The organism is Sphingobium sp. TA15, from assembly GCF_037101235.1.
Classification (GTDB): Bacteria; Pseudomonadota; Alphaproteobacteria; order Sphingomonadales; family Sphingomonadaceae; genus Sphingobium; species Sphingobium indicum.
The window spans coordinates 2,415,395-2,437,215 of sequence record NZ_AP025355.1; the positions used below are offsets into that span (position 1 = coordinate 2,415,395).

21 protein-coding genes are annotated in these 21,821 nt (G+C 59.6%); 7 read left to right on the top strand and 14 right to left on the bottom strand.

What is annotated here, in order from left to right:
• The first annotated feature begins 119 nt into the window (after nucleotides 1-119).
• The gene (locus Sj15T_RS12085; RefSeq protein WP_013041247.1) at nucleotides 120-1,316 is read left to right on the top strand and encodes a site-specific integrase; all 1,197 of its coding nucleotides are present in this window, start codon (nucleotides 120-122) and stop codon (nucleotides 1,314-1,316) included.
• Nucleotides 1,317-1,330: 14 nt separating this feature from the next.
• Here the strand turns inward: Sj15T_RS12085 and Sj15T_RS12090 are convergent, their stop codons facing one another.
• Nucleotides 1,331-3,124 (bottom strand): DNA methyltransferase, encoded by a 1,794-nt coding sequence (locus tag Sj15T_RS12090; RefSeq protein ID WP_158514630.1) that lies wholly within the window; start codon nucleotides 3,122-3,124, stop codon nucleotides 1,331-1,333.
• Nucleotides 3,125-3,445: 321 nt separating this feature from the next.
• Nucleotides 3,446-3,688 carry a helix-turn-helix transcriptional regulator gene (locus Sj15T_RS12095; RefSeq protein WP_013041249.1) on the bottom strand — a complete coding sequence of 81 codons (243 nt, stop codon included), beginning with the start codon at nucleotides 3,686-3,688 and terminating at the stop codon, nucleotides 3,446-3,448.
• A 143-nt stretch (nucleotides 3,689-3,831) separates the two neighbouring features.
• On the opposite strand from Sj15T_RS12095, the gene Sj15T_RS12100 reads away from it, so the two are divergent.
• Nucleotides 3,832-4,689 (top strand): DUF2628 domain-containing protein, encoded by an 858-nt coding sequence (locus tag Sj15T_RS12100; RefSeq protein WP_013041250.1) that lies wholly within the window; start codon nucleotides 3,832-3,834, stop codon nucleotides 4,687-4,689.
• A gap of 397 nt (nucleotides 4,690-5,086) precedes the next feature.
• Here Sj15T_RS12100 and Sj15T_RS12105 read toward each other — a convergent pair whose 3' ends face one another.
• Nucleotides 5,087-5,539, bottom strand: a complete 453-nt coding sequence (locus Sj15T_RS12105) for a hypothetical protein (protein ID WP_148225573.1) — start codon at nucleotides 5,537-5,539, stop codon at nucleotides 5,087-5,089.
• 931 nt (nucleotides 5,540-6,470) lie between these two features.
• Between Sj15T_RS12105 and Sj15T_RS12110 the strand changes: the two genes are divergently transcribed.
• Nucleotides 6,471-6,788, top strand: a complete 318-nt coding sequence (locus tag Sj15T_RS12110; RefSeq protein ID WP_041386106.1) for a hypothetical protein — start codon at nucleotides 6,471-6,473, stop codon at nucleotides 6,786-6,788.
• Between the two features lie 500 nt (nucleotides 6,789-7,288).
• Here the strand turns inward: Sj15T_RS12110 and Sj15T_RS12115 are convergent, their stop codons facing one another.
• The 6 genes from Sj15T_RS12115 to Sj15T_RS12140 all read right to left on the bottom strand — a co-directional run bounded on the left by Sj15T_RS12115 (nucleotide 7,289) and on the right by Sj15T_RS12140 (nucleotide 12,356).
• Nucleotides 7,289-8,617: a DUF3631 domain-containing protein gene (locus Sj15T_RS12115; protein ID WP_253720663.1), complete on the bottom strand. Its 1,329-nt coding sequence runs from the start codon at nucleotides 8,615-8,617 to the stop codon at nucleotides 7,289-7,291.
• Nucleotides 8,614-8,796 carry a helix-turn-helix domain-containing protein gene (locus Sj15T_RS12120; protein ID WP_041386109.1) on the bottom strand — a complete coding sequence of 61 codons (183 nt, stop codon included), beginning with the start codon at nucleotides 8,794-8,796 and terminating at the stop codon, nucleotides 8,614-8,616. Before Sj15T_RS12120 ends, Sj15T_RS12115 begins: the two co-directional genes overlap by 4 nt.
• Before the next feature lie 67 nt (nucleotides 8,797-8,863).
• On the bottom strand, nucleotides 8,864-9,535 hold the full coding sequence (locus tag Sj15T_RS12125) for a hypothetical protein (RefSeq protein WP_013041258.1): 672 nt from the start codon (nucleotides 9,533-9,535) through the stop codon (nucleotides 8,864-8,866).
• Between the two features lie 508 nt (nucleotides 9,536-10,043).
• Nucleotides 10,044-10,574, bottom strand: a complete 531-nt coding sequence (locus Sj15T_RS12130; protein ID WP_013041260.1) for a VOC family protein — start codon at nucleotides 10,572-10,574, stop codon at nucleotides 10,044-10,046.
• 64 nt (nucleotides 10,575-10,638) lie between these two features.
• Nucleotides 10,639-11,487, bottom strand: coding sequence for an alpha/beta hydrolase (locus Sj15T_RS12135; RefSeq protein WP_013041261.1), 849 nt, complete (start codon nucleotides 11,485-11,487; stop codon nucleotides 10,639-10,641).
• A gap of 50 nt (nucleotides 11,488-11,537) precedes the next feature.
• Nucleotides 11,538-12,356 (bottom strand): oxidoreductase, encoded by an 819-nt coding sequence (locus tag Sj15T_RS12140; RefSeq protein ID WP_013041262.1) that lies wholly within the window; start codon nucleotides 12,354-12,356, stop codon nucleotides 11,538-11,540.
• A gap of 101 nt (nucleotides 12,357-12,457) precedes the next feature.
• Here Sj15T_RS12140 and Sj15T_RS12145 point away from each other — a divergent pair, with 101 nt between their 5' ends.
• A complete protein-coding gene (locus tag Sj15T_RS12145) occupies nucleotides 12,458-13,318 on the top strand; it encodes a LysR family transcriptional regulator (RefSeq protein WP_013041263.1) in 861 nt (286 codons plus the stop codon).
• A gap of 20 nt (nucleotides 13,319-13,338) precedes the next feature.
• On the opposite strand, the gene Sj15T_RS12150 is transcribed toward Sj15T_RS12145, so the two are convergent.
• From Sj15T_RS12150 to Sj15T_RS12170, 5 genes are all read right to left on the bottom strand, one after another.
• A complete protein-coding gene (locus Sj15T_RS12150; protein ID WP_013041264.1) occupies nucleotides 13,339-13,920 on the bottom strand; it encodes a DUF308 domain-containing protein in 582 nt (193 codons plus the stop codon).
• Between the two features lie 112 nt (nucleotides 13,921-14,032).
• A complete protein-coding gene (locus tag Sj15T_RS12155) occupies nucleotides 14,033-14,674 on the bottom strand; it encodes a DUF1109 domain-containing protein (RefSeq protein ID WP_013041265.1) in 642 nt (213 codons plus the stop codon).
• The gene (locus Sj15T_RS12160; protein ID WP_049775181.1) at nucleotides 14,664-15,167 is read right to left on the bottom strand and encodes a sigma-70 family RNA polymerase sigma factor; all 504 of its coding nucleotides are present in this window, start codon (nucleotides 15,165-15,167) and stop codon (nucleotides 14,664-14,666) included. The genes Sj15T_RS12155 and Sj15T_RS12160 overlap by 11 nt, the downstream gene beginning before the upstream one ends.
• Before the next feature lie 240 nt (nucleotides 15,168-15,407).
• Complete coding sequence (locus Sj15T_RS12165) at nucleotides 15,408-16,196, bottom strand: SDR family oxidoreductase (protein WP_013041267.1); 789 nt, start codon at nucleotides 16,194-16,196, stop codon at nucleotides 15,408-15,410.
• Complete coding sequence (locus Sj15T_RS12170; protein WP_007687936.1) at nucleotides 16,193-16,522, bottom strand: nuclear transport factor 2 family protein; 330 nt, start codon at nucleotides 16,520-16,522, stop codon at nucleotides 16,193-16,195. The genes Sj15T_RS12165 and Sj15T_RS12170 overlap by 4 nt, the downstream gene beginning before the upstream one ends.
• A 96-nt stretch (nucleotides 16,523-16,618) precedes the next feature.
• Here Sj15T_RS12170 and Sj15T_RS12175 point away from each other — a divergent pair, with 96 nt between their 5' ends.
• The 3 genes from Sj15T_RS12175 to Sj15T_RS12185 all read left to right on the top strand — a co-directional run bounded on the left by Sj15T_RS12175 (nucleotide 16,619) and on the right by Sj15T_RS12185 (nucleotide 21,787).
• Nucleotides 16,619-17,512 carry a LysR family transcriptional regulator gene (locus tag Sj15T_RS12175; protein ID WP_013041268.1) on the top strand — a complete coding sequence of 298 codons (894 nt, stop codon included), beginning with the start codon at nucleotides 16,619-16,621 and terminating at the stop codon, nucleotides 17,510-17,512.
• 787 nt (nucleotides 17,513-18,299) lie between these two features.
• Complete coding sequence (locus Sj15T_RS12180) at nucleotides 18,300-20,399, top strand: type I secretion system permease/ATPase (protein ID WP_041386111.1); 2,100 nt, start codon at nucleotides 18,300-18,302, stop codon at nucleotides 20,397-20,399.
• Entirely contained in the window at nucleotides 20,396-21,787 is a 1,392-nt protein-coding gene (locus Sj15T_RS12185; protein WP_013041270.1) for an HlyD family type I secretion periplasmic adaptor subunit, read from the top strand. The genes Sj15T_RS12180 and Sj15T_RS12185 overlap by 4 nt, the downstream gene beginning before the upstream one ends.
• The last annotated feature ends 34 nt before the right edge of the window (nucleotides 21,788-21,821 follow it).

Consider the following 21,821-nt stretch of genomic DNA (forward strand, 5'->3'; position numbering starts at 1 on the left):
ATTTGGTTTTCATAGACCGCCGATGTTCGTTGAAGTTCGCCTGCAACCACGATAAAACGTGGTGGAAAGTGTGGTGGATTTCGGGGGGTGTGGTGGAATGCGCCCCGGCGAGGTGAAGCATGGGGAAATTGACGGCCAATGAGGTGAAGGCTTTTCTGAACAAGCCCGGCACCTATCAGGATGGTGACGGCCTATTCCTGAAAGTGGATAAGCGTGGCGGTGCGTCTTGGCTCGTTCGCATCCAGCATCAAGGAAAACGGCGCGATTACACCATTGGCACCGCCAAACTGGTGACTTTGGCCAACGCCCGTATCGAGGCCGTGAAGCTGCGCGAGGCCGTCCGAATCAAAGGCCTCGATCCGGTGGCTGACAAGCGCAAGGCCAAGGCCGCGACCGTCACCTTCAAAGAGGCCGCCGATGCCTATCTGGAAGCGCATAAGTATCAATGGGCTAACGAGAAGCATGGGGACCAGTGGCTTAGCACACTGAAAACCTATGCTTTCCCTGCCCTTGGTTCCAAGCCGGTAGGCAGCATCACCGCTGGCGAGATCATTGCGGCCATCTCCGAAGTGTGGACGAAAACCCCGGAAACCGGGCGGCGAGTGAAGCAGCGGATTTGCACCGTGTTGGATTATGCCCATGCTCGTGGCTGGCGAGCCACCGAAGCCCCGCATAAAGCTCTGGCAGCAGGCAAGGGCCTGCCCAAGCAATCTGGCGGCAAGCATCATCCCTCCATGCCCTATGCCGATGTCCCTGCCTTCCTCACTCGCCTTCGTGTCACTGGCGGAGTGTGGGGACGCCTTGCACTGGAGTTCGCCGTGCTGACCGCCGCACGCTCGCAGGAAGTGCGGCTGGCGACATGGGATGAATTCGATCTTGATAACGCTTTATGGACGGTGCCCGCCGATCACATGAAGATGCGGCGTGAGCATGTCGTGCCGCTGTCGCCCGAAGCCGCGTCTGTGCTGCGAAGCGCCATGGTTGTCCGGCGCGAAGGAACTGATGTTGTATTCCCCGGCATGAACGGTGGCGTCATGTCCGACATGACCCTGTTAAAGGTGTTGCGGCGGATGGAAGAACCAGTGACCGTTCACGGCTTCCGGTCATCATTCCGCACATGGGTCGCCGAACAGACCAACTTTCCCGGCGAAGTGGCGGAAGCGGCACTGGCGCATCAGAACCCCAACGAGGTTGAGCGGGCTTATCAGCGGGGCGGTATGCTCGACAAGCGCCGGAAGCTGATGGAAGCATGGGGTGCGCATTGTGCCACGGATCGTAAACCAGCAGTGGTTTTACAGTTGATGAGGCAAGCTTGAAGGCAGGCATTGTGCTACATCAACGCCAATGAACCTTGGCCCGTCGCGAACTTCGTGCTGACCTTCGTAGGCGTATGGAATGTCATCCCCCGCTCCAAAACGTCGGTCGCGCTCAGCAGTTGAAGCCGCTTGTATGGGATTCCCATATATTCATATTCGCCCGCATCTTCGGCTTCTTGTCGCATGGCCTTCGTAGGTTCGTTGAGACAAAGGAAACCAGCAATCGGACACTTTTCGCGTTCCATGACACCCCGTAGGTCGCGAACGTCGGTGGGCTTCAACTTGCCACCCTTCACCGAAAGAATAATCTGTTCCAATTTCATATTTGTTTGGAAGTATAGGCGACCGTCAATGCCGCGATCCGCGACCTTCTTCTGCATTGGAAATCCACCAACACGCTCAACAAACCATTGTTGAAATTGATAAGGGTTTCTATCAAAGAGATGCCGAGCCTGTTCGACACTAATTGGAACACCATCTACTTCGAAATGAATTCCTTGGACCAAGCGATGGCGCTCAGCGAGTTGCGTTGTGACCATTTGTATTGGTAAAATAGCAATGTCGCATCCAATCCATCTTCTTTCGTTCTTTACGGCAGAATAGATCGTCGTTCCGCAACCGCAGAATGGATCGAACACTACGTCGCCGGGGTTGCTGGATGCCTGAATGATCCGGTCAAGCAACGGCACGGGCTTTTGCGTGGGGTAGCCGAGGCGTTCATTTGCTTGCGATGAAACTGGTCCGATGTCCGTCACAATGTCTTGAACAGGCACCCCAGGATTCTCATCGGCATATCTCTTTTGTTGTGGAACACTTCCTCGCGGGGGCCAATACACAAGGCCAGCCTTATCAAGCAAATCCAGCTTTTCCTGAGTTGATAGCCCGGCGAAATCATGGTCTGGATATGCACGTTGAAGCGACTTAATTGGAACCGCCCAATGTCTGCCAGAAGCGGTGGGATCAACATTGCGCCATGGCTTTCCAGAATCTCCCGTACGAACGCCCGCCCCTGTCAAAGTGACTAGTCTATAACGACCCTTACCATCACTAAAGCGGTAGAAATCGTCAAGGTATGACTTTTCATATTCTTGAAAAACCCGGTTCCAAGTGTATTTTGATGATTTAGTGTAAAATAATATGACATCGTGGACCGGACCCCACCGCTTTGATCCCCCATGTGATCCAGTACGCTTCCAAATGATTTCATTCCGAAAATTGTCATGCCCGAAAATCGCGTCCATCATAACTTTGATATAATGGCTCGCTGTCGGGTCGCAGTGAAGATAAATCGAACCGGTCCGTTTCAAAATGCTTTTCATGAAGAGCATTCGCTGCACCATATAAATTAGATAGGCGAGTAGTTCGCGATTGGTTTTCCTAAGTGCATCAACCCAAAGCGTCCAAAACTGCACAGCATCAGGGTCAATGCCCTGTTGGATCATGAGCGTAGGTATCTCGCGTGCAATTCTTTCCTTTTCGGCGTCGAATTCCCACGTATCGGCGAACGCATGAACCTGTTCTGGCACTGGTTTACCGGTCAGATTGCGATACATTAAGTTATAATTGGTGTCGGACTTGAACGGTGGATCAAGGTAAATCAGATCAACGCTTTCAAGACCAAGTTTGTTCTGCATTATGTCGAGATTGTCGCCGTAGTAGAGCCGGTTTAGCGAGTTGCTTGCGCCGCCGCCCGCGCCGTCCAACAATCCAGCCATATGTCCCCCGATTTTAGTCGCATCTTCGCATAAGGCATGGGCCATACCGACAAGAGACGTCGGACCCGTGGCGCATTCCTTGCGCCCGCTCATAACTTGACCGCCCCACATTCGGCAATGGGCAGGTGTAGCTAGTTTATTGAATCTGATCGAACAGGCGATTCGGACCTCCGCCGACCAAACCCTGTCCGCCAACGAGCCGCCCTCAGGCATCGTATTATGAGCGCGGCTGATTGACAAATGTCACATTCTTGTCTGCGAGCAGAATATAGCCAGATTACTGTTTGCCTCTAACATGATGAACATTATCGCCGCGATCACAGGATGGACAACGTGTCAGTGGCTCAACAAATAACCGCTGCTTTAACCTTGATCGTGCGGCCCTCAATCGGCGGCGAACTAAGGTTCCCTCGACTAAGGTCGGGTGGCCGCCGAAATGCGATATTTCGAAAACAATTCCGCAGGCTGTACGTCCAATGCACGAGCCAAGGCCAGCATTGTCTTGATGGTAATGTTACGTTCGCCGCGCTCGATCCCGCCTATATGATTGCGGTGAAGTTCGGTCAGCCCGGACAAATCTTCTTGGGTCAGGCCACGCACTTTCCTTAACTGCCTAACAGCGTCACCTAACGGGACAAGATCGGGATCGACTTCCACGCAAACGTGGTTGCCGACCTCTCTTCAGCATCACCACATCGTATAAGTGTGAATCCCGCTTTTACGATGCATTTTACCATAATCACACCTATGAGTGTTTTCCTTGCGTCTGCTCCGCAGGCGCCGCCATGAAAGGGGGAGATATGCGATCATTCAACCTGTTCTCGAACGATGACGGCGATTACAAGGCCGTCAAGCAAGGCTGGTGCTGGCCAGCATTCTTCTTCGGATCGATATGGGCGTTGTTCAGCGGACTATGGCTTGCGGCCTTTCTGCTGCTGCCCATAGACCTCGTTTTCAGCATCACCGGGAACAATACCAACGGGTATGTCGATCCCTATGACCGTTACGACGAGCCGACCCGGCTTGTGGTGCTGGCTGTGTCCTCCGTCCTACTCACAATCCGGATACTGTTTGGACTGTTCGGTAATGCGCTACGAGCGCGGAAGCTGCGCAGGCTCGGCTTTTCCCATGTCGGCCGCGTGAAGGCGGACGGGAAGGCGCACGCCATTTCTTTGTGCAAGGCCGCGCCTTCTGATTCGGGCGGCCAACAGGCAGCGCCAATGGCCGCAAGAGCACCATCTGTATCGTCGCCTGCGATCACACCACATGCCGAGCCGGAAAGGCCTATCGGCCTTGGGGAACCAAGAAGAGAGAAGATAACCCCGCAGGGATTCCCGCCCCACTGGCTGGGCTGGTCGATTGCGGCTCTCAGCATTCTGGCCGTGGCTGATATGCCCTACGGCTATTACCAACTGCTCCGCCTGCTGGTGACAGGATATATGGGCTATCTCGCTGCCCTGTATTTCATCCGCAAGCCGAGTTCGTGGGCGTGGGCGTTCTCCTTCATCGCCCTGTTATATAATCCCGTTTTCGTCATCACCATGAGTAAAGAGTTTCATGCGTTGGTGAACCTGATCGCTGCTGCTGCCATAGCATGGGAGATCAAGAAGCTGCGCGGGGCGTTCCTCATCTCCCGCCCCATCAAAGCCCCGCATTGAACCGCCTTCGGCGTGTTCCAGCCGTCCGCACAACCCACGCGCCGCAGGCGCGGTGGGGCAGGAGTGGAAGAGGCTGGGCACGCCGTGCGCCAGAATGGGAACCAAGAGGTGGAAATCTCTCAACCACCCACCCCGACATATTATTGAGGGGATAAACGAGATGGCGGTTCATTTCGTCGGCTGGTCGCCCGCTCTCCGCTCCCGGCTTTGCCCTATCGGCCCCTCCGCTTCGCTACGGGCCGATGAGCAGCCTTCGCTCCCGAGCGCCCCCCCAGCCGAAGGGGGGAGGAGAAGGGAAAAGCTTCCTGCATCGAAGGTGAGGAGGCAGCGGCATCGGCAGCAAACGACCAGAAGTTGCCATAAACTGAACGTTGAGCTTTTCTGGCAACCGGACACACTATGGTAGATCAATAGACTTGTTCAGCCATGCTGCCGTCAGAGGCATTATTCCAGCTACTCCCGCACCGTAGAGGGGGCAGGCATATTTTGCCATTTCAATAGTTGAACCTAGTCCATCGCTGAACACGACCAAAAATATGATCCATCCGACGGCCGCGCCAATCAGTGCGAATAACACTGCATACGACTTCGGATTGGCAGCGACTTGGAGAGTAAGAATACAATGTAGAGGGGTGCCCAAAATTAACGCTGCGGGGATTGAAAAAAGCAATGCCATTGTGCCGACTAGCGCTCCCCACATCTGCACTGCAATAATGCCCTTCAAACTAAACATTCCATCCGCCGTCGCAAGAATGCCACAGCAAAAGATGATCGTTGATAAAAAGCATCCGGCAAACGCCGACAAAAATGCGACTTTTAAAGATTGTGCGATGCTGAGGTCTGGTTCCATGATGAGAGTAACGCAAACTCTTTTTAAATATCCGTAAAAGTCCGCTTTTTTGTCGAAGTGGCTGCAAACCTGAGTGTCGCGAAACCACCCCGCATCGTCGTTCCCGGCCCGCGAATCACTCCGCGCCGACGATAACCCGTTGGTCCGGTTCGGGATTGGCAAGCTGCCCAGCGGCAGGGGACCACTGCCTGCCGCTTAGGCAACCGATATCGGTGCGCAAGATTGGACGTTGCCGGAACGTGCGGACACTTGATCAAGATGGCCTAGGAAAGCCGAACGATTCCGTAAGCTAATAGGACGGCCGATACCCCGAACCAGATAGCCCAGATCACCTGCATCTTTGCTCGCCCGCTACGCTCAAGATAAGCAACGTAGGTTCCATATGTGTCAGGTCCAAACGCCCTCGCACATAACAAAGATAGCGGTAGAGAAATAAATGCGCCTGCCCAAGCGAACGCGAGCAGACTGCCTGTGCCCAGTTTCAAACCCCATAACTCGCTTAAATAGAGACTGAATATCGGACTGCACGCAAGCGAAGCAACGAATATCGCGAACGCAATAGCGACGCGCCAGTTGTCAGGCGAGTGCCGGGTAGACCTGCCACCTGACAGTAGCAAGATAATCGCCAGAAGGGCGAGCCAAATTAGGGCGTTGCTCCAATTCATGGCCAGCCTTTTAGTCGGCTTTCAGCGAAATTGAACAGGGAAGCGGCCTGTCCCCTTCCCACCCTTTTCAGTCATTCGCAGCGCAGCCGCGCCTTATGCAAATTTTTCATCGCAACGGCTGGCGGCAGGGGTGTCACCATGAGGCACCCCCAATATACAGATACCCCCCCGGTGTCCGGGAACACAGAAATACGGGTGTGCCCCCCATTATACGGGCCTCCGGCCTGTCTGGATAAATTTGTCCGGCTCAATGGAGGGCTTACCTCATGGCTACCACTCGCATGACTTTCGGTGCCGTTCTTGGCACCATCACCGACACCGCTGGCATGGTCAGCAAGACCGTCACCACCGTTAGCGGGGGCATCGACATGGCAAGCCGCTTCGTGGAATCTGCGGCCACCGACCAGCGTGACCGTCATGCGATCCATCGCAAGACCTTCCGCGACACGCTGCTGCGCGAAGCCCGCATCGACTTGGCCCGTTCAAACCGTGAGGTTTTGGACTTCTGCGCCGACTCCGAGGCCAATGCCACGCTCTACGCTCAGGCTATCGAATATCTTCCCGATAGTATTTTCGGGGAGTGAAGTGCCGGACCCAGCCCTTGGGGCGGGTCCGGTATGAACGTCCGATAGGCAGAATGGCTACCAGTCAGTTCGCGGCAGCTTCCGGCTCTTGCTGGAATTTGTCAGCAGCCGAAGCATGCGGTCAGCCGCCCTTACTAACTTCAACTCAGCTTCTGTCTGCGCCGAGCGATCACCATGTTTCCATGCGTTGCGATTGCCCATCGGCGCACCGCAGCTACTCCCACCATGCATCCTGCATCGCTGTTTTCCTCTGACAGCCGGGGAACGGCATTCGGCTCCCGTCCGTGTTCGGGCACCGCAACGAGGAGCACTGGCCAAATTGGCCGGTTGCATGGGGTTGTCCGTGAGAATGTTCAACTTCTTGGCTCCCGCTCCGCTTCGGGTTGTCTGGAGAGTGGCCAAGTCAACTTCTCGGCCACTCTCTGGGATTTGCCGCCACTGACGACACATGGGCAACTTGGCCGAAAACCAATGGCTTTCACGCCTCCCTCGCCCGTGACTCAGCCGCTTTTGCCGCCACACGCCGCAGGCATGTTATACTCCAACACAGTGCCATCCCCGGTAACATCAGGGTTGGCATGATAGGTGTCGGACGTTGCGCTTGTTGTGCGTGCTGGTGACACAGGCAGGTAGCGCTTCCATGCATCATGAAATGCTTCGCGCTTATAGCCCTTGGGCGTCTGACCATTGGGCATACGGATCGTGGACGACCGGATGCCATATTCACGCAGCATCTCGGCCAGTTTGCGGGCGTCGATCTTCCTGCCACGCAGATCGCCCCAAGGCGCTTCGTCGTCGTCCAGCAACCTGTCCAGCAGATCGACGGTGGTGATCCGATCAGCATTGCCGAAGCAGGCATGAATATCCGCCAACAGTTGAGCGCCCAAAGAAGGACGCTCGCTGGCTTTCGCTGACAGCACGGCATCCGTAGCAGCCATCCTCACCGCTTCGGGCCATGTACCACCTGCCAGATCGGCCACCGCGAACAGCGGTCCCCACACATCGGCATTCCGGTCGGCAATACAGTCCGGCATGGCCGGTTGTGCCATTTCCGCCAGACCGGCGATGCTGGCCGCCCATTCGGCCAGTTCGATCCGCAGGGCTTCTGCTTGAAGCTCATGAATACGGGGCTGGAAAGGTTCGGCCTTTTCGCCAGCCGCCCGCTTCCGCATTCGGATAATGATCGACCGGCTCATGATAGTGTCGGGCAGGTTGCCAAGGCCACCCATTGCGACCGCCGCATATGTAGCCAGTTCAACGGGCTGCACCTTGCCGCGCTCCGTATTGCAGCGGCCCACCACGGCACCACGGCGATAGCCTGCATTGACCATCCCCCGTAGGTCTTCGTTGCCCCTAGCGGCAGGGCCAAAGATCGTGTCGATTTCATCATACAGGATCGTTGGCCGGTTCGCTTGATCGGAGACCTTCCACAGAATGTACGCCGCAGACGAGTTTACCGACAGCAGCGGGTTTGGAACCAGCATGGCTGTAATCTCTAACACCCGCGACTTTCCGCTTCCTGGCTCCGGCGACAGCACCGCAAGGCGGGGCGTCGAAAACCACGCCTCCATCAGATGCGTGTGGGCGATCCACAGGACATGTGAGGTGCTGGCATGGTCCGAGGGGTAGCAGATGAAACGGCGTGTAAACGCGTGAATGCGGTTCAGCAGTCCCGCAGCATCGACGCTCGCCGCATCTGCCTGCATCTCATCTGGCGTCATCGGCTGGTCCGGGTTAGACAGTGATGCCGGGCTGACCGCTTTGGCATCTTCCGGGCCGGTTGCTGTTGACGCAGCACCGGCCCTTTCGTTGTGGCTGGCATCGCTCATGCGGCACCGCCAGTCAGGCGCTCGATCAGCGCCCGAATGCTGGCCACCTTGACCAGCCGCCTCGTGCCGATTTGCATGGACAGGATTTCGCCCTTGGCGATCATGTCATACAGTTTGGTTCGTCCGACCCCCAACATCTTTGCGGCATCGGAGACGGAACACAGATAGGGTTCATTCATAGACTTGGTTCCCAGCCCATCAGCTAACGCTTTCATGCGTCCGCTTTCCGTGGGCAGGGGCGGTTGACTACGAATCCGGGAAGGTGTCGGCTGGTAAGGGCCGGAAACTGGTTTTCAGCCCTTTCATTATCGCGCTGGCCCGTTTGCGGATTTCACTGTCGGCAGGCGCATCGCCACCGGCCTGAATGAACCAGTCATGGATGATTTCCTCAATCCGCGCCTGCGCCCCTCGCTCTGAAGGCAGCCCGTCTGGTGTATTGGCTATGGCCGTGACATGGATCAGCGCACCTTCCCAATCCCATGTTGGCGGGCGACCGCCCTTATTCTTTGACTCGACAAAGCTGGAGCGATGATTGTCGAGATGCCGGATCAGCCTCCGGCGAACAGCATCAAACCGTTCGCCAGCCACTTTGAGCATGGCAGGGTGCAGTGGAACGCCACGCCCCTGCTCCACCACGCCTTGCAGGTCGGAAAGGTAAGCGTTCATCGCCATATCAATCATCGTGAAACTGGCCGGTGCCGTCGATATGCCTGAGACTCGAGACACAGCATCGGCAAGCAACTGGCTGGCGCTGCTCTCGGCAGCCCGCACCATGTCATTGACCATAAACTCTGGGACGAACTCACCATAATCCCCACCCGCATGTATGTGGAGCATCTGCCGTTTGAAGGCGCTCAACGCCTTTGCCGTGAGTGCGTCTAGGTGGAGCTTGATCTTGTCAGCCGCAGTTGTGTCCATGCGGCGCAGTTGGCTATCGTATCGGAATATGTCGAATCCTTTTGATGTGGCAGTGTCTCACACATTCCGGTCGTGTCCAGTATCGAGGGCATCAGACACCGCCCGCAAGACTGCCCGCCCGCTACAGCGCTATTTGGGAAGCGCGCGAGCGGGCAGCCTCGCTACCGTCACGAATCTCCGCAGCCGGTAAAATGAAGGGACACTTTGAGAATGTGTGGGGGAAAATGTGGGGGATGAATTTTTAGATCGTAAAATATGCCTATATATCAACTACATATGAAATGAGTTAGACTCCCTCCCGCGCCATTTACCCATTCACCAGCGTTCATAGTCAACCGCCGGAAGATGCGGTTTTCTGCGGGAAATTTGGCTTCCTCAGGCCGCCGATGTTCGTTGAAGTTCGCCATAATGTCCGCGATGTCGGCGCTCTCAGCCGAGCGAATTTCGGGATTTGCCACATGCGCTTCACTCCTCAAGTCGGGTGGTACCATCCCTCTTCGCGCCCTGCTCAGTCCTCGTCCTGCCACCTGCGCAGATCGGTCTGATCATGATAAGCCATGCGGTCCGGCGTGGTGATGAACTCCATGGTCGTGCCCCACGGCATGCGGCAATAGCAAACCTTGTTTCCGGGACCTTTTTCGGTGGCATAGGGGATAGCGCGCGGCGCGGTGAGGGGTGTGCCTCCAGCCTTCTCGAAGCGCTCGACCGATGCGTCGATGTCGTCGGTGTAGAGCGCGAAGTGCGTGATGCCGAAATCGCTCGCCCGGATCGGCTGGGCTTGCTGGGGACCGTGCATTTCGAAGAGCTCGATATCGGGTCCGGTTCCAATCTTGACCATCGCCTGCGCGCGCACAACCGTTCCCGGGAAAGCGCCGACGGCCCGCTCGAACTCGGGCCCCTGGCGCGGCGGATCCTGCGGTCCGAAGGACTGATAGATCAGTTGGCCGCCGAATGCATCCGCCAGGAACGCTTTTGCGGCTTCGATGTCGGGCACCGTGATGCCGATATGATTGACGCCGCGAATGACGGGTGCGGTCATGACAGTCTCCTTTGCTATTTGTTCGATCTATCGCGAGGCGTCACGAAGGCGCAGTGGCTGAGTTTCACTTGGCCTTGACGAACGCGATCAGCGCGGCTGCGACTTCATCCGGTCGCTCGTCCGCGACATAGTGGCTGCACCGCGCGATCGAGCCGCCCGTCACGTTGGTCGCGAATTCCTTGAGCATCGGCACCATCTGCGCGCCGAAGCGCTGGTCGCCGCCCAGGCCAAGCACCGGCATCTCAAGCGGCTGCTTCTTGTACGCGAGCGCGGCCGCATGGTCGGCGGCGAGCGCGCGATACCATTCCATGCCGCCGCGGGTGCGGCCGGGAAGCGCCATCGCCCTGGCGTAGACCTCGATGTTGGCCGGATCGAAGCTGCTGTGATCGTAGAACCGCTCTGCCATAAAGGTCGAAACATAGTCATATTCACGGCCATGGATCAGGCGCTCAGGCAGATCCCGATTATTATGGAAGCCGAAGTGCCAGAGCCGTGCGGTCGTCGCCTCCCATCCGGTCCAGCCGGGAAGGGGTACGTCAAGGACCGCCAGGTGAGTAACAGCCTCCCGATAGAGGACGGCCTGCGGCACGGCGACCATTCCGCCGATGTCATGGCCGCACAGGGCGTAGCGTTCATGCCCAAGGGCAACCATGACTTCATGCGCGTCGCGCGCCATCGTCGCCTTGTCATAGCCGCCCTGCGGGCAGTCGGAAAAGCCCGCGCCGCGCAGATCGATGGCCACTACGCTGAAATGCCCGGCGAGCAGCGGCATCACATGGCGCCATTCCCACCATGTTTCCGGCCAGCCGTGGAGCAGAAGGATCGGCGGGCCTGAGCCGCCCGTGACGGCGTTGATCCTGATGCCGTTCACCGGCACCAGTTGCTGGGCAAAGCCCTTCAAGGCTGCGATCATGATGGCTTTCCAGTCGGATGCTGACGTTCAAACAGAGCGCGTGGCCAGCGCTAATCGTAATCGGTGGCGATCGTGATGGCGCGCCAGGCGTCGATGTCGCTGCCGAAGGCCGCCAGCTTTCGCTCCGCGATGGCGTGCGCGGCCGGGCCGAGCGGCAGGTGCAGCGGGGCATCATGGGCGTCGACTGCCTGCAGGATCACCGCGACCGCCTTGTCGGGATCGCCCGCCTGATTGCCGTCGTTCGTTTCGCGATAGCGCTTGCGCGAGCTCGCCGCATATTCCGGCATCTGGTTGGCCGCCATGGCGATCGAACGTCCCAGGAAATCGGTGCGAAACGGCCCCGGCTCGACGATCAGCACGCGGATGCCAAACGGCCGTAGTTCGCCTGCGAGCGCTTCTGAAATCCCTTCCACGGCAAACTTGGCGGCGTGATAATAGCCTCCGCCGCCACGCCCCTCGATGCCTGCGCCGGACGACATGTTGACGATCGTTCCGCCCGAACGCCGCAGGACGGGCAATGCAGCCTTGGTGGTTTCGATCAGACCGAACAGGTTGACCTCGAACATCGGGCGATATTCCTCCGACGTGCCTTCCTCGATCGCCCCGAACAGCGCGTAGCCGGCATTGTTCACGAGCACGTCAAACCCGCCGAAGGTCTCGACCGCCATTGCGACCGCCGCCTTCGCGGCCGCCGCATCTGTCACGTCGAGCGGCAACGTGATCATGCGACCGCCGAAAGGCTCCGCCATCGCCTCGATCGTCTTGACACCGCGGGCCGTCGCGATGACCCGATCGCCGCGCTGCGCCGCCGCAAGCGCGAGCCGCTGGCCAAAGCCGCTTGAGCAGCCTGTGATGAACCAGGTTTTCATTCCTGAGCACCTCCAAATGATGAAGGGAATCTAGATGTTTATATTTGTTCTTTAACTGCCATAAATGCATTCTCGCTGTTCAGTTTTGTATGGGTGTTGTGATGGAGTGGAGCGACGTCAGGATATTTCTTGCCATCGTGCGATCCGGCACCTTCGGCGGCGCCGCGCGGTCTCTCCAGATAAGCCATCCAACCGTCGGCAGGCGCCTTCGCGCGCTGGAGCAGGCGATCGGTCACACGCTCTTCCAGCGCACGGCGGACGGTCTTGTCCTGACCGACGAGGGCCATGGGATCATCCCGCTGGCCGAGCAGATGGAGGAAGGCGCGCTGGCCATGGAGCGTCGGCTCGCGGGGCAGGAGCAGACTCTCAAAGGCAGTCTGCGAATTTCATCAGCTGACTGGTTCGGGGCTTATGTCCTACCCCCCATATTGGCGGATTTCTCGAAAGCCTATCCCAATGTCGATGTCGAGATCCTGACCGGCACGCGCCTGTTCAACCTTGCCCAGCGCGAGGCCGACGTCGCATTCCGTATCGTGCCGTTCGACACTGCCGATGTCGTTCAGCGGCGGCTCTTCAGGCTCGAATATGGCGTCTACATCGCCGAGGAGGCAGCTGATCCCGAATATGGCGACGGCACCGGCTTCCGGTTGATCACCCATGACACTTCCACCGGCCATTTCCCTGACATCGCGTGGCTCATCGAGAGTTTCCCCAATGCGAGGCCGGTCCTGCGATCGAACAACCGCAACGTCCAGGGGCGCATGTGCAGGGAAGGCGTCGGCATCGCTGTCCTGCCCCGCGTGGTCGGCAATCAGATCCCGGGCATCCGCAGAGTGGACCTGCCGACGACGCCGCCAGCGCGAGACATCTGGATGGGATATCACCGGGATCTAAGGCGTCTTGGGCGTCTTCGCGCGTTCATCTCGACCGTATCGGGCCATCTCGTGAATGCGGTCGCCTGATGGGCGACCCGGCTCGCGTGTCAGGCGGCGGCCGCCTTCGAGCGACGACGCGCGCCGCTGATGGTCAGCGAGACCGCCGAGACGAGGAAGTAGAAGGCGCCGAAGGCGGCGTAGGGCGCGATGTCGGCGATGCTGACCGGCGCCGCGCCGACGGCCTTGCTGATCATGTGCGCCCCGGCGAGCCCCGACTGGGCGCCGCTCAGGATCATGGCCCATTGCGCGCCATAGGACTTCCAGCGCTGCGCGCCGGTGAGTAGCTGGAACAGGCCGGAGAGCACCGCCCATATGCCGAAGATCTGGAGGACCGCATGCATGCCGTGCGGCAGGGTCGCGGCGACGGCCATGGCGGTCGCGACGCTGACGACGAAGTTGAGCATCTGGCTCTTGTTCCTCATCAGGCCGCCACTTCGGCTGGCGTCGAGATAGTTCGCCAGCGCGTCCCATGCGGGATAGGCGACGAGCATCATCGCGGCCAGCGGCGGCATGGCCTTCGCGACCGTGAAGGCGAGCGCGACCCAGATCGCGGAGACCGCGAAGCGCAGATAGTAATAGGTCTTGAGCCAGTCCCGATCCGGGGACTTCGCGTCGGTGATGGTCTTCATGGCATGGTTCCTTCATGTGAAGCGGGCGCACGTCTCCTGTCCCGGAATCCGGGTGGATCGGTGGTTGGTGCTCGGGCATTGCGCGGCTCGTTATGCGCCGCGCCGGTTCCGATTAGAGGCGGAAGCGTCGCGGCAGGCGCCATCGTGCTGCGGCCGCCACGGCGGCGCACCCGACGCTATACCAGACCACGACGTAGAGCGGGTCGTTGAAGGGGCAGCAGAAGGCGAAGACAAAGGCTCCGCAGGCGCCGGCGGCGATGCCGGAGGCGAGCGCGCTGAGCCTCGGTTGGGTGGGCGCGGCCCTCCGCATGAGGGCGCCGAGCAGCGCCACGATCGGCAGCGAAAGCAGGAAGATCGATGCGGCGCACAGCATGCCGCTGGCCGGATCGATGCGATCGAGCAGCGCGCGGTCGCTCGCGCCTGGGGGCATCACGAACGCACCGCCGACCATGGCCGCGACCGCGAGGGCGCAGGCAAGCATCAGCCCCCGCCGTGGTCGCGCCGTCGGCGAGAAGGACCGGATCGCCAGAACGCAGGCGACCGCAGCGAGCAGGCCGAGACTTCCCACCCGCCAGATGAGAAAGGGCGAGCCGGTGATGTGGTGCATGTCGGGCCGCATCACTCCCATCGAGACGAACAGCGCGAGCTCCACAACGCCGAGTGCAAGGACTAGCCCGCCTTCGCGCAGCATGCTGCGGCGCTGCACTGGCGCGAGATCGGACGACAGAGCGACGATCAGGGTTTCACTCGACATCGGGAGTCTTCTCAATGATGGCCGTCAGGCGCGCAAGCCCACGGTGGATGTTCATCTTCACGGCCGAGGGCGAGAGGCCGATCTGGCCCGACGCTTCATCGACACTGTAGCCCTGCACCTTGACCAGCAGGATCGCCTGCGCCTGCGCGGGGCGAAGCTCGTCGAGCAGGCTGGCCAAGACGGAGCTGCTGACCACCGAAGCCTCGTGGTCGTCGACGGCTATCTCGTCAGGCAGCTCGTCCATGGGCCGGCGCGCCAGGCTGCGCAACTGGTCGACCCACTTATTCTTGGCGATCGCCGCCAGCCAGGGTCCTAGTGGATATTGCGGATCATAGGTGTGGCGCCGCCGGTGGACGGCGAGCAGCGTCTCCTGGACGGCGTCATCCACGTCGCCCGGCGGCAGTCGGCGCTGGAAATAGTGCTTGAGCCACCAGGACATCTCGCCGAGCAGCCGCCGATAGGCTCCGCCATGGCCGTCCTGCGCCGCCGCCATCAGGCTGCTCCAGCCGTCCGGCGCGGTTCTGGACGGACGCTCGCGGCTGGCCGGCGCCGTGCTCGGCGCGGGCTTTGAGATCAATCTCGAGAGGAAGTCCGAGCGCATGATCTCTTATTCGCGCGCAAGGCGATCTCGGTCACGCGCCATGTCGAACTTTTTTTCAGCGCGGTTTCGATCGTGCCCCGCTGCGTCGACGACGAGGCCCTGCCATCAGAGAATGCCGTCATGTGGTTGGCCTCACACGGTTCTGATCGTGCCGCCATCGATGACGAATTCGGCGCCGTGGATCGCGCCGGCGCGATCCGAGGCCAGATAGGCGATGAGGTCCGCGACCTCGGAAGGTTCGGCCCCGCGCCCGATCGGAATGCCGCCAAGGGCATCGAGGACCGACTGCCTCGCATCCTCGATCGTGCCGCCATTCACCTGCTGGAGGCGTTCCAGGAAGTGGACCGTCGAGTCGGTCATGATCCAGCCGGGGGACACGACATTGACCCGCACACCCCTCGGCCCCAGTTCCTTGGACAGCGATTTGCTGTAGGTCCTGAGCGCGGCCTTGGCAGCGGCATAGGCTGTGGTCGACTCCGGCAATGGCAGGACGGACTGGATGGAGGTGACATGCACCACGACGCCAGCGCGCTGTTCGATCATCTTCGGGACCAGCAGGCGATCGAGCCGAACGGTCGCCAGAAGGTTGAGGTTCAACTCCGAAAGCCAGTGTTCGTCGGTCAGGGCGACGAAGCCGCCCCCGGGCGCGGACGAACCGCCGATGACGTGGGCGAGAATGTCGATGCCGCCGAGCCGTTCGAGCGCGGCGTCCGCCAGCGCTTTGCCGCCTTCCGCAGTCGTGAGGTCGGCCTGGACGAACTCGACCCCATCGATCGGCTCCGGCGTTCCGCGCGCGGCGGTGACGACCCGCGCGCCTCCGGCCAGGAACCGATCCACCGTAGCGCGGCCCGCACCCTTGGTGCCACCGCTCACAAGCACGCGCTTTCCCGCGAACTCGGTCGGATCGGCCCTGATCGTCATGCCGTGACCTCCAATGCCTTGATGGCATCGGTTTCGAGCGTGAAACGATAGGTGAAGCGAATGGGGCTGCCGGGGAAGTCGCCATGGGCGGGCCCTTCGACCACGACCTGACCGTCCTCGCGGCGGATCGCCTCCGGCATGAAGACGGCCTTCACGGCGATGACTTCCTCCTCGAACAGTTTGCGGATCTCGTCGTGGCCTTCGAAGCGCTTTCCGTTGTCCAGGAAAACCGCGTCGGCGGCGAACGGCTTGAGCATGGCATCGGCATCGAGCCGTGCATTGGCCGCGACATAGTCGGCGATGGGCTTGGGCAGTTCGATCGACATTGCTCGGCTCCTTGCGGTGACAAGGGGAATTTAGCGTCGAGCAATGCTTGTGATAATCGGACCAAACCGGCATGTGACGTTGCGAAAGGCGGGACAATGTCAAAGCATGGCCTGGTTGAATTTGATGCGGTCCTCGCCATAGCGCGGCGGGGGTCGTTTCGCGCTGCGGCTCTGGAACTGGGGCTTTCAACCACCGCGCTGAGCAATGCCATCGCCAAGCTGGAAGGGCGGCTTGGCGTCCGATTGTTCAATCGCACGACCCGCAGCGTGTCCCTCACCGATGCCGGCCGAAATTTCGTCGAACAGGTGGGGCCTGCCGTGAGCACTCTTCACGAAGCGATGGGAGCCGCCCGGTCGCAGCAGGAAACGCCCTCCGGCACTCTGCGGATCAATGCTTTCGCCACGGGCGCGCGAGAGATCCTCAGTCCGCTATTGTTGAAGTTCCTGCGACACTATCCCAAGGTTCACATCGACCTTGTCACCGAAGGCCGGATCGTGGACATCGTCGCCGAGGGGTTTGATCTTGGCTTGCGAACCGCGAACCTTGTGCCGACCGACATGATCGCCATTCCCGTCGGGCCTCCGCGCAGCTTTGCCGTGGTTGCATCGCCTTCCTACTTCAAGGTCAACGACAAGCCCCGCACCCCTCCGGACCTGCTTCGTCACTCATGCATTCGCGTCCGCTTGCCGAACGGGGCGCTGCATCGCTGGCATTTTGAGAAGAACGGTCAGCCCGTTCAGATCGATGTTGCCGGTCCCATCACGCTGGACGAGGCGAGCCTGGCGCGCATCGCCGTCCTCAACGATGTCGGCATCGGCTATTTCATGGAGGCCGACGTCCGGGAAGACGTCCAGGCCGGGCGCATGGTCCGAGTCCTGGAAGACTGGACGCCGCCAATCGCGCCATTATGTCTCTATTATCCGACCAGACGGAATCCCTCGGCCGCTTTCAAGGCTTTGATCGACATGGCGCGGCGATCATCCGAATGATCATTTTGCGGCGACCGTTTTTGCCAGCAGCTGCGGTTTCCGGCCTGAGTGGGGATGGCGGTATCTGGTCGACAGCCGCCAGAAGGGGACGGTCTGCATTGGGCAATCAAAATCCTGCGGCTTTGATCGCCACTGCGGAAAGCGGCATGATGCTATCTCCCGATCAGGGAGTGGCGGACACCATCAACTCTACCATCGGTTTGTTGGTATGCGGTGAAACACCGCATACTCCATGCGAGCGGAGCATATCATAGAAAAACAGCCATTTACGAGATGAAATGGCACCTTCCGAGAGAGGAAGGTGGTGACCCCTACGGGCATTGCATGGTCCGGTTAAGTGTTTGATATCAATTTATAAAGTTATGAATTTTGTCATCGGTGCCATTGTATGGCCCATCAGGCATTTGCATTTGCAGTCCGGGCTGAGCCTTAGGTGATGGGTGCGAATTTTGCCGATGTCATCTGATTACCCAGCGACACGACCAGGAATGGTAAAATTTCGACGCCCGTGGGGTGCGAGCACGCACATCATTGCCCAGATCACCTACGCACAGCGTGGCTGGAGTTTGTTGGCAACGAAGCAGATATCGTCTGGTTAATGGAATGCTATGAATAAAGCGTCCATAATGAACTGAAATAACAACATTATTTTCTTCAATCTGTCGCAAAGGCCGTTGCCTAATCCGTTCGGCTATGAAACCCATTGATGTGGTGCTGGGGTTTGCACCGAATCGGGGTGACGATGGACAGGGGTTTGGGAGGCGTCCTATCAGGCGCCGATAGTGGCGTGCGCGCCCTTGCGACGCTGCTGGCCGTGCACAAAATTGCCGTCGATCCTCATCAATTGCGCCATGAGCTTGGCCATCATGATCCCCTGTCGCCCGATGATATATTGCGTCTGGCCAAACGCCAGGATGGGGTCCGAGCCCGCTTAGCTCACATAAGTTTTGACCGATTGTCGCGGCAGCCATTGCCGGTGTTGGCCAATGGCTCTGAAGGCTGGTTCCTGATCGGCCGGGTAACCGAAACAGAAGCGCTGATCCAGCGCGCTGATGCCAATGTCGAGAAACTTTCGAGGGACGACCTAGAGGCAATCTGGTCCGGTGAGATCATCCTGCTTACCACGCGCGAGAGCGTAGGCGGGGCAGCGGGCCGGTTCGATATCCGCTGGTTCGTTCCGCAGGTCGTACGCTACCGTAAGCTGATCGGTGAGGTGCTGCTGATTACGCTGGCGCTTAATCTGCTGGGTCTGGCAGCGCCGCTCTTCTTTCAAAATGTGATCGACAAGGTACTGGTCCACAACACGCTGGCCACCCTCCAGGTGCTGTCCGTCGGCTTTGTCGCTGTATCGCTCTGGGAAGTGGCCTTCGGCTGGTTGCGGACCCGGCTCTATTCGGAAACGAGCCAGAAGCTGGATGTGGAACTGGGCTCGAAGCTCTTCCGCCATATGTTGGGCCTGCCGCTATCCTATTTCGAGGGCCGCCGCGTGGGCGACACGGTGACGCGCGTTCGCCAGCTAGAATCGATCCGCGAATTCCTCACCAATGCGTCGCTTTCAGTGCTGATCGATCCTGTCTTCACCATCGTCTTTCTAATGGCGATGTGGATCTATTCTCCAACCCTTTTCTGGATCGTCGCCGCCACCATTCCCGCCTATGTCGCGGTGTCGCTGCTCGTCACCGGCCCGCTTCGTCACCGTCTCGACGAAAAGTTCGAACGCGGCTCGGCGAACAACGCCCTGCTGGTGGAAAGCGTCTCAGGAATGCAAACCATCAAGGCATCGGCGGTCGAACCGCAATGGCAGGAACGATGGGAGCGGCAACTGGCAGGCTATAGCGCTGCCAACCAGCGGGTCATCAATCTGGGTAATACGGGCAGTCAGGCGGTCCAGCTCATCTCCAAGCTCAGCCTAGCGGCGATCCTCTTCTTCGGCGCCCGCGAGGTAATTGCGGGTGCCATGACGGTTGGCGCGTTGGTCGCTTTCAACATGTTCGCGCAGCGTGTCTCCGGGCCGGTGATCCGAATGGCTCAGCTCTGGCAGGACTTTCAGCAGGTCAGGCTCTCGATCGATCGGCTTGGGGATGTCCTCAATCAGTCGGTTGAGCCCGGCGCTGGCTCCCGGGTGGCGCTGCCCGAGATCAAGGGCATGATCCGCTTCGAGGGCGTTAAGTTCCGCTATGGCCTGGACGGCCCCTGGACGCTGGAGGATATCGACATCCACCTCCCCGCCGGCGGGACGCTGGGCATCGCCGGGTCATCGGGATCGGGCAAGTCCACCCTCACCAAGCTGCTTCAGCGTCTCTACACCCCCGCAGCAGGACGAATCCTCATCGATGGCGTCGATATTGCCCAGATTGATCCAAGCTGGCTGCGCCGCCAGATCGGCGTGGTGCTGCAGGAGAACCTGCTGTTCAACCGCTCGATCCGTGAGAACATCGCACTTGCCCATCCCGCCATGCCACTGGAACAGGTAATGGCTGCCGCCCAACTTGCAGGCGCGCATGAGTTCATTGTTGGTCTGCCTCAGGGCTATGATACGATCATCGAAGAGCGGGGCGTCAATCTGTCGGGCGGGCAGCGCCAGCGCATCGCCATTGCTCGCGCCCTGGTCACGCAGCCGCGTATCCTCATCCTTGATGAGGCCACCTCGGCGCTGGACGCGGAAAGCGAGGAGATCATCCAGCGCAACCTGCGCGCCATGGCGCGGGGCCGAACCGTCCTTATCATTGCACACCGCCTTTCTGCGATCCGTCAGTGCGACCGTATCATGACCCTCGAAAAGGGACGCATTGTCGAAGTCGGCACTCATGATGAACTGCTGCGGCAAGGCGGGCGCTATGCCAGCCTGCATCGCCGCCAGATGGGCGTCAGCGAGGGCGTGGCATGAGCAGCATCGCGCAACATTGGGATGTTGTCCGCGCCGCCCTCGCTGATGAAAGGCGCCGGGCGAGAAACCTGAACAGGGTCGATGACGTCACCTTTCTCCCGGCGGCACTGGAAATCATTGAACAGCCCGTCTCGCCGACCGCGCGGGCAACCACAAGGGTTCTGCTCATAGGACTTGTCCTGACACTCCTCTGGCTGACCTTCGGCAAGGTCGATGTGGTGGCCTCGGCGCCGGGGCGCCTGATCCCGGCAGACAATGTGAAGCTGGTCCAGCCTGCGGAGGCGGGGATCGTGCGGGCCATCCATGTCAGAAACGGCCAGTTCGTGCGCAAGGGCCAAGTGCTGGTCGAACTGGATCCGACCGTATCGGCAGCCGAGACCATTCAGGCCGAGGCGGCGTTGCAAACCGCTCTGTTTGATATCGGCCGCGCCAGGGGGGTCCTTTCAGCCTTGGACGGCAAAGGCCTCAACTTCATCCCGCCTCAAGGGACGGCACCCCAGTTGGTCGCGACGCAGCGCGCCCTGGCGGCAGCGGAACTGGCTACGATCGAAGCCTCCGTTTCCGGGCGTTCGGCTGACCTCCAGGCCGCCAAGGCCGCCCGCTCGGAGGCGTTGGCGCAGGCCGCCAAGCTCACAGAGACGATCCCGCTCCTCGATCAACAACTCGATGCCTATGAAGGATTGCTGACGAAGGGCTATGCAGCCAAGCTGAAGGTCATAGAGATGCGGCGGCAACGCTTCGCAACCATTCGGGATCGCGAGGCGGCGCTGGCAACCGCACGTAAAGCCGAGGCACAATCCTCCAGTGCATCCAGCACCATGGCGCAGAGCAAGGCTGAGGCGCGTTCCAGGATTCTCACTGACCTTGCTAAGGCGGAGGCTGACGCGCGCCTTCGCCAGGAAGAACTGACCAAGAGCCGACAGCGCAGCAGCCTCCAACGTCTCGTTGCGCCTGTCGATGGAACGATCACTCAGCTCTCCATTCACACCATTGGCGGCGTCGTCGAACCCGCCAAGCCGATCATGGTGGTGGTGCCCAAAGGTGGCTCGCTGATCGCGGAGGTCAAGATTCTCAACAAGGATATGGGCTTCGTAAAGGATGGCCAACCGGTCGCGATCAAGCTCGAAGCTTTCCCATTCACCCGATACGGCACAATCCCGGGATATGTGGAGAGCATCGGATCGGACGCGGTTGAGGATGAAAAGCTCGGTCTCGTCTATCCCGCCCGCATTCGTCTCGATCCCATTGACCGTGGCAGAACAACAGAGATGCGGCTCAGCGCCGGCTTAGCCACCACAGCGGACATCAGGACAGGTCGCCGCAGCATCCTGAGCTATCTGGTTAGTCCTATCGATGAAGCAACCCAGGAAGCTGCACGGGAAAGGTAAACGATCATGATCTGGCAGTGCGTCTTTCGGAATA

What these genes read in the sequence shown, in the direction of transcription:
- Sj15T_RS12085 (WP_013041247.1), top strand. Translation starts at nt 120, where the DNA reads ATGGGGAAATTGACGGCCAATGAGGTGAAGGCTTTTCTGAACAAGCCC.
- Sj15T_RS12090 (WP_158514630.1), bottom strand. Translation starts at nt 3,124, where the DNA reads ATGAGCGGGCGCAAGGAATGCGCCACGGGTCCGACGTCTCTTGTCGGT.
- Sj15T_RS12100 (WP_013041250.1), top strand. Translation starts at nt 3,832, where the DNA reads ATGCGATCATTCAACCTGTTCTCGAACGATGACGGCGATTACAAGGCC.
- Sj15T_RS12105 (WP_148225573.1), bottom strand. Translation starts at nt 5,539, where the DNA reads ATGGAACCAGACCTCAGCATCGCACAATCTTTAAAAGTCGCATTTTTG.
- Sj15T_RS12110 (WP_041386106.1), top strand. Translation starts at nt 6,471, where the DNA reads ATGGCTACCACTCGCATGACTTTCGGTGCCGTTCTTGGCACCATCACC.
- Sj15T_RS12115 (WP_253720663.1), bottom strand. Translation starts at nt 8,617, where the DNA reads ATGAGCGATGCCAGCCACAACGAAAGGGCCGGTGCTGCGTCAACAGCA.
- Sj15T_RS12120 (WP_041386109.1), bottom strand. Translation starts at nt 8,796, where the DNA reads ATGAATGAACCCTATCTGTGTTCCGTCTCCGATGCCGCAAAGATGTTG.
- Sj15T_RS12125 (WP_013041258.1), bottom strand. Translation starts at nt 9,535, where the DNA reads ATGGACACAACTGCGGCTGACAAGATCAAGCTCCACCTAGACGCACTC.
- Sj15T_RS12130 (WP_013041260.1), bottom strand. Translation starts at nt 10,574, where the DNA reads ATGACCGCACCCGTCATTCGCGGCGTCAATCATATCGGCATCACGGTG.
- Sj15T_RS12135 (WP_013041261.1), bottom strand. Translation starts at nt 11,487, where the DNA reads ATGATCGCAGCCTTGAAGGGCTTTGCCCAGCAACTGGTGCCGGTGAAC.
- Sj15T_RS12140 (WP_013041262.1), bottom strand. Translation starts at nt 12,356, where the DNA reads ATGAAAACCTGGTTCATCACAGGCTGCTCAAGCGGCTTTGGCCAGCGG.
- Sj15T_RS12145 (WP_013041263.1), top strand. Translation starts at nt 12,458, where the DNA reads ATGGAGTGGAGCGACGTCAGGATATTTCTTGCCATCGTGCGATCCGGC.
- Sj15T_RS12150 (WP_013041264.1), bottom strand. Translation starts at nt 13,920, where the DNA reads ATGAAGACCATCACCGACGCGAAGTCCCCGGATCGGGACTGGCTCAAG.
- Sj15T_RS12155 (WP_013041265.1), bottom strand. Translation starts at nt 14,674, where the DNA reads ATGTCGAGTGAAACCCTGATCGTCGCTCTGTCGTCCGATCTCGCGCCA.
- Sj15T_RS12160 (WP_049775181.1), bottom strand. Translation starts at nt 15,167, where the DNA reads ATGGCGGCGGCGCAGGACGGCCATGGCGGAGCCTATCGGCGGCTGCTC.
- Sj15T_RS12165 (WP_013041267.1), bottom strand. Translation starts at nt 16,196, where the DNA reads ATGACGATCAGGGCCGATCCGACCGAGTTCGCGGGAAAGCGCGTGCTT.
- Sj15T_RS12170 (WP_007687936.1), bottom strand. Translation starts at nt 16,522, where the DNA reads ATGTCGATCGAACTGCCCAAGCCCATCGCCGACTATGTCGCGGCCAAT.
- Sj15T_RS12175 (WP_013041268.1), top strand. Translation starts at nt 16,619, where the DNA reads ATGTCAAAGCATGGCCTGGTTGAATTTGATGCGGTCCTCGCCATAGCG.
- Sj15T_RS12185 (WP_013041270.1), top strand. Translation starts at nt 20,396, where the DNA reads ATGAGCAGCATCGCGCAACATTGGGATGTTGTCCGCGCCGCCCTCGCT.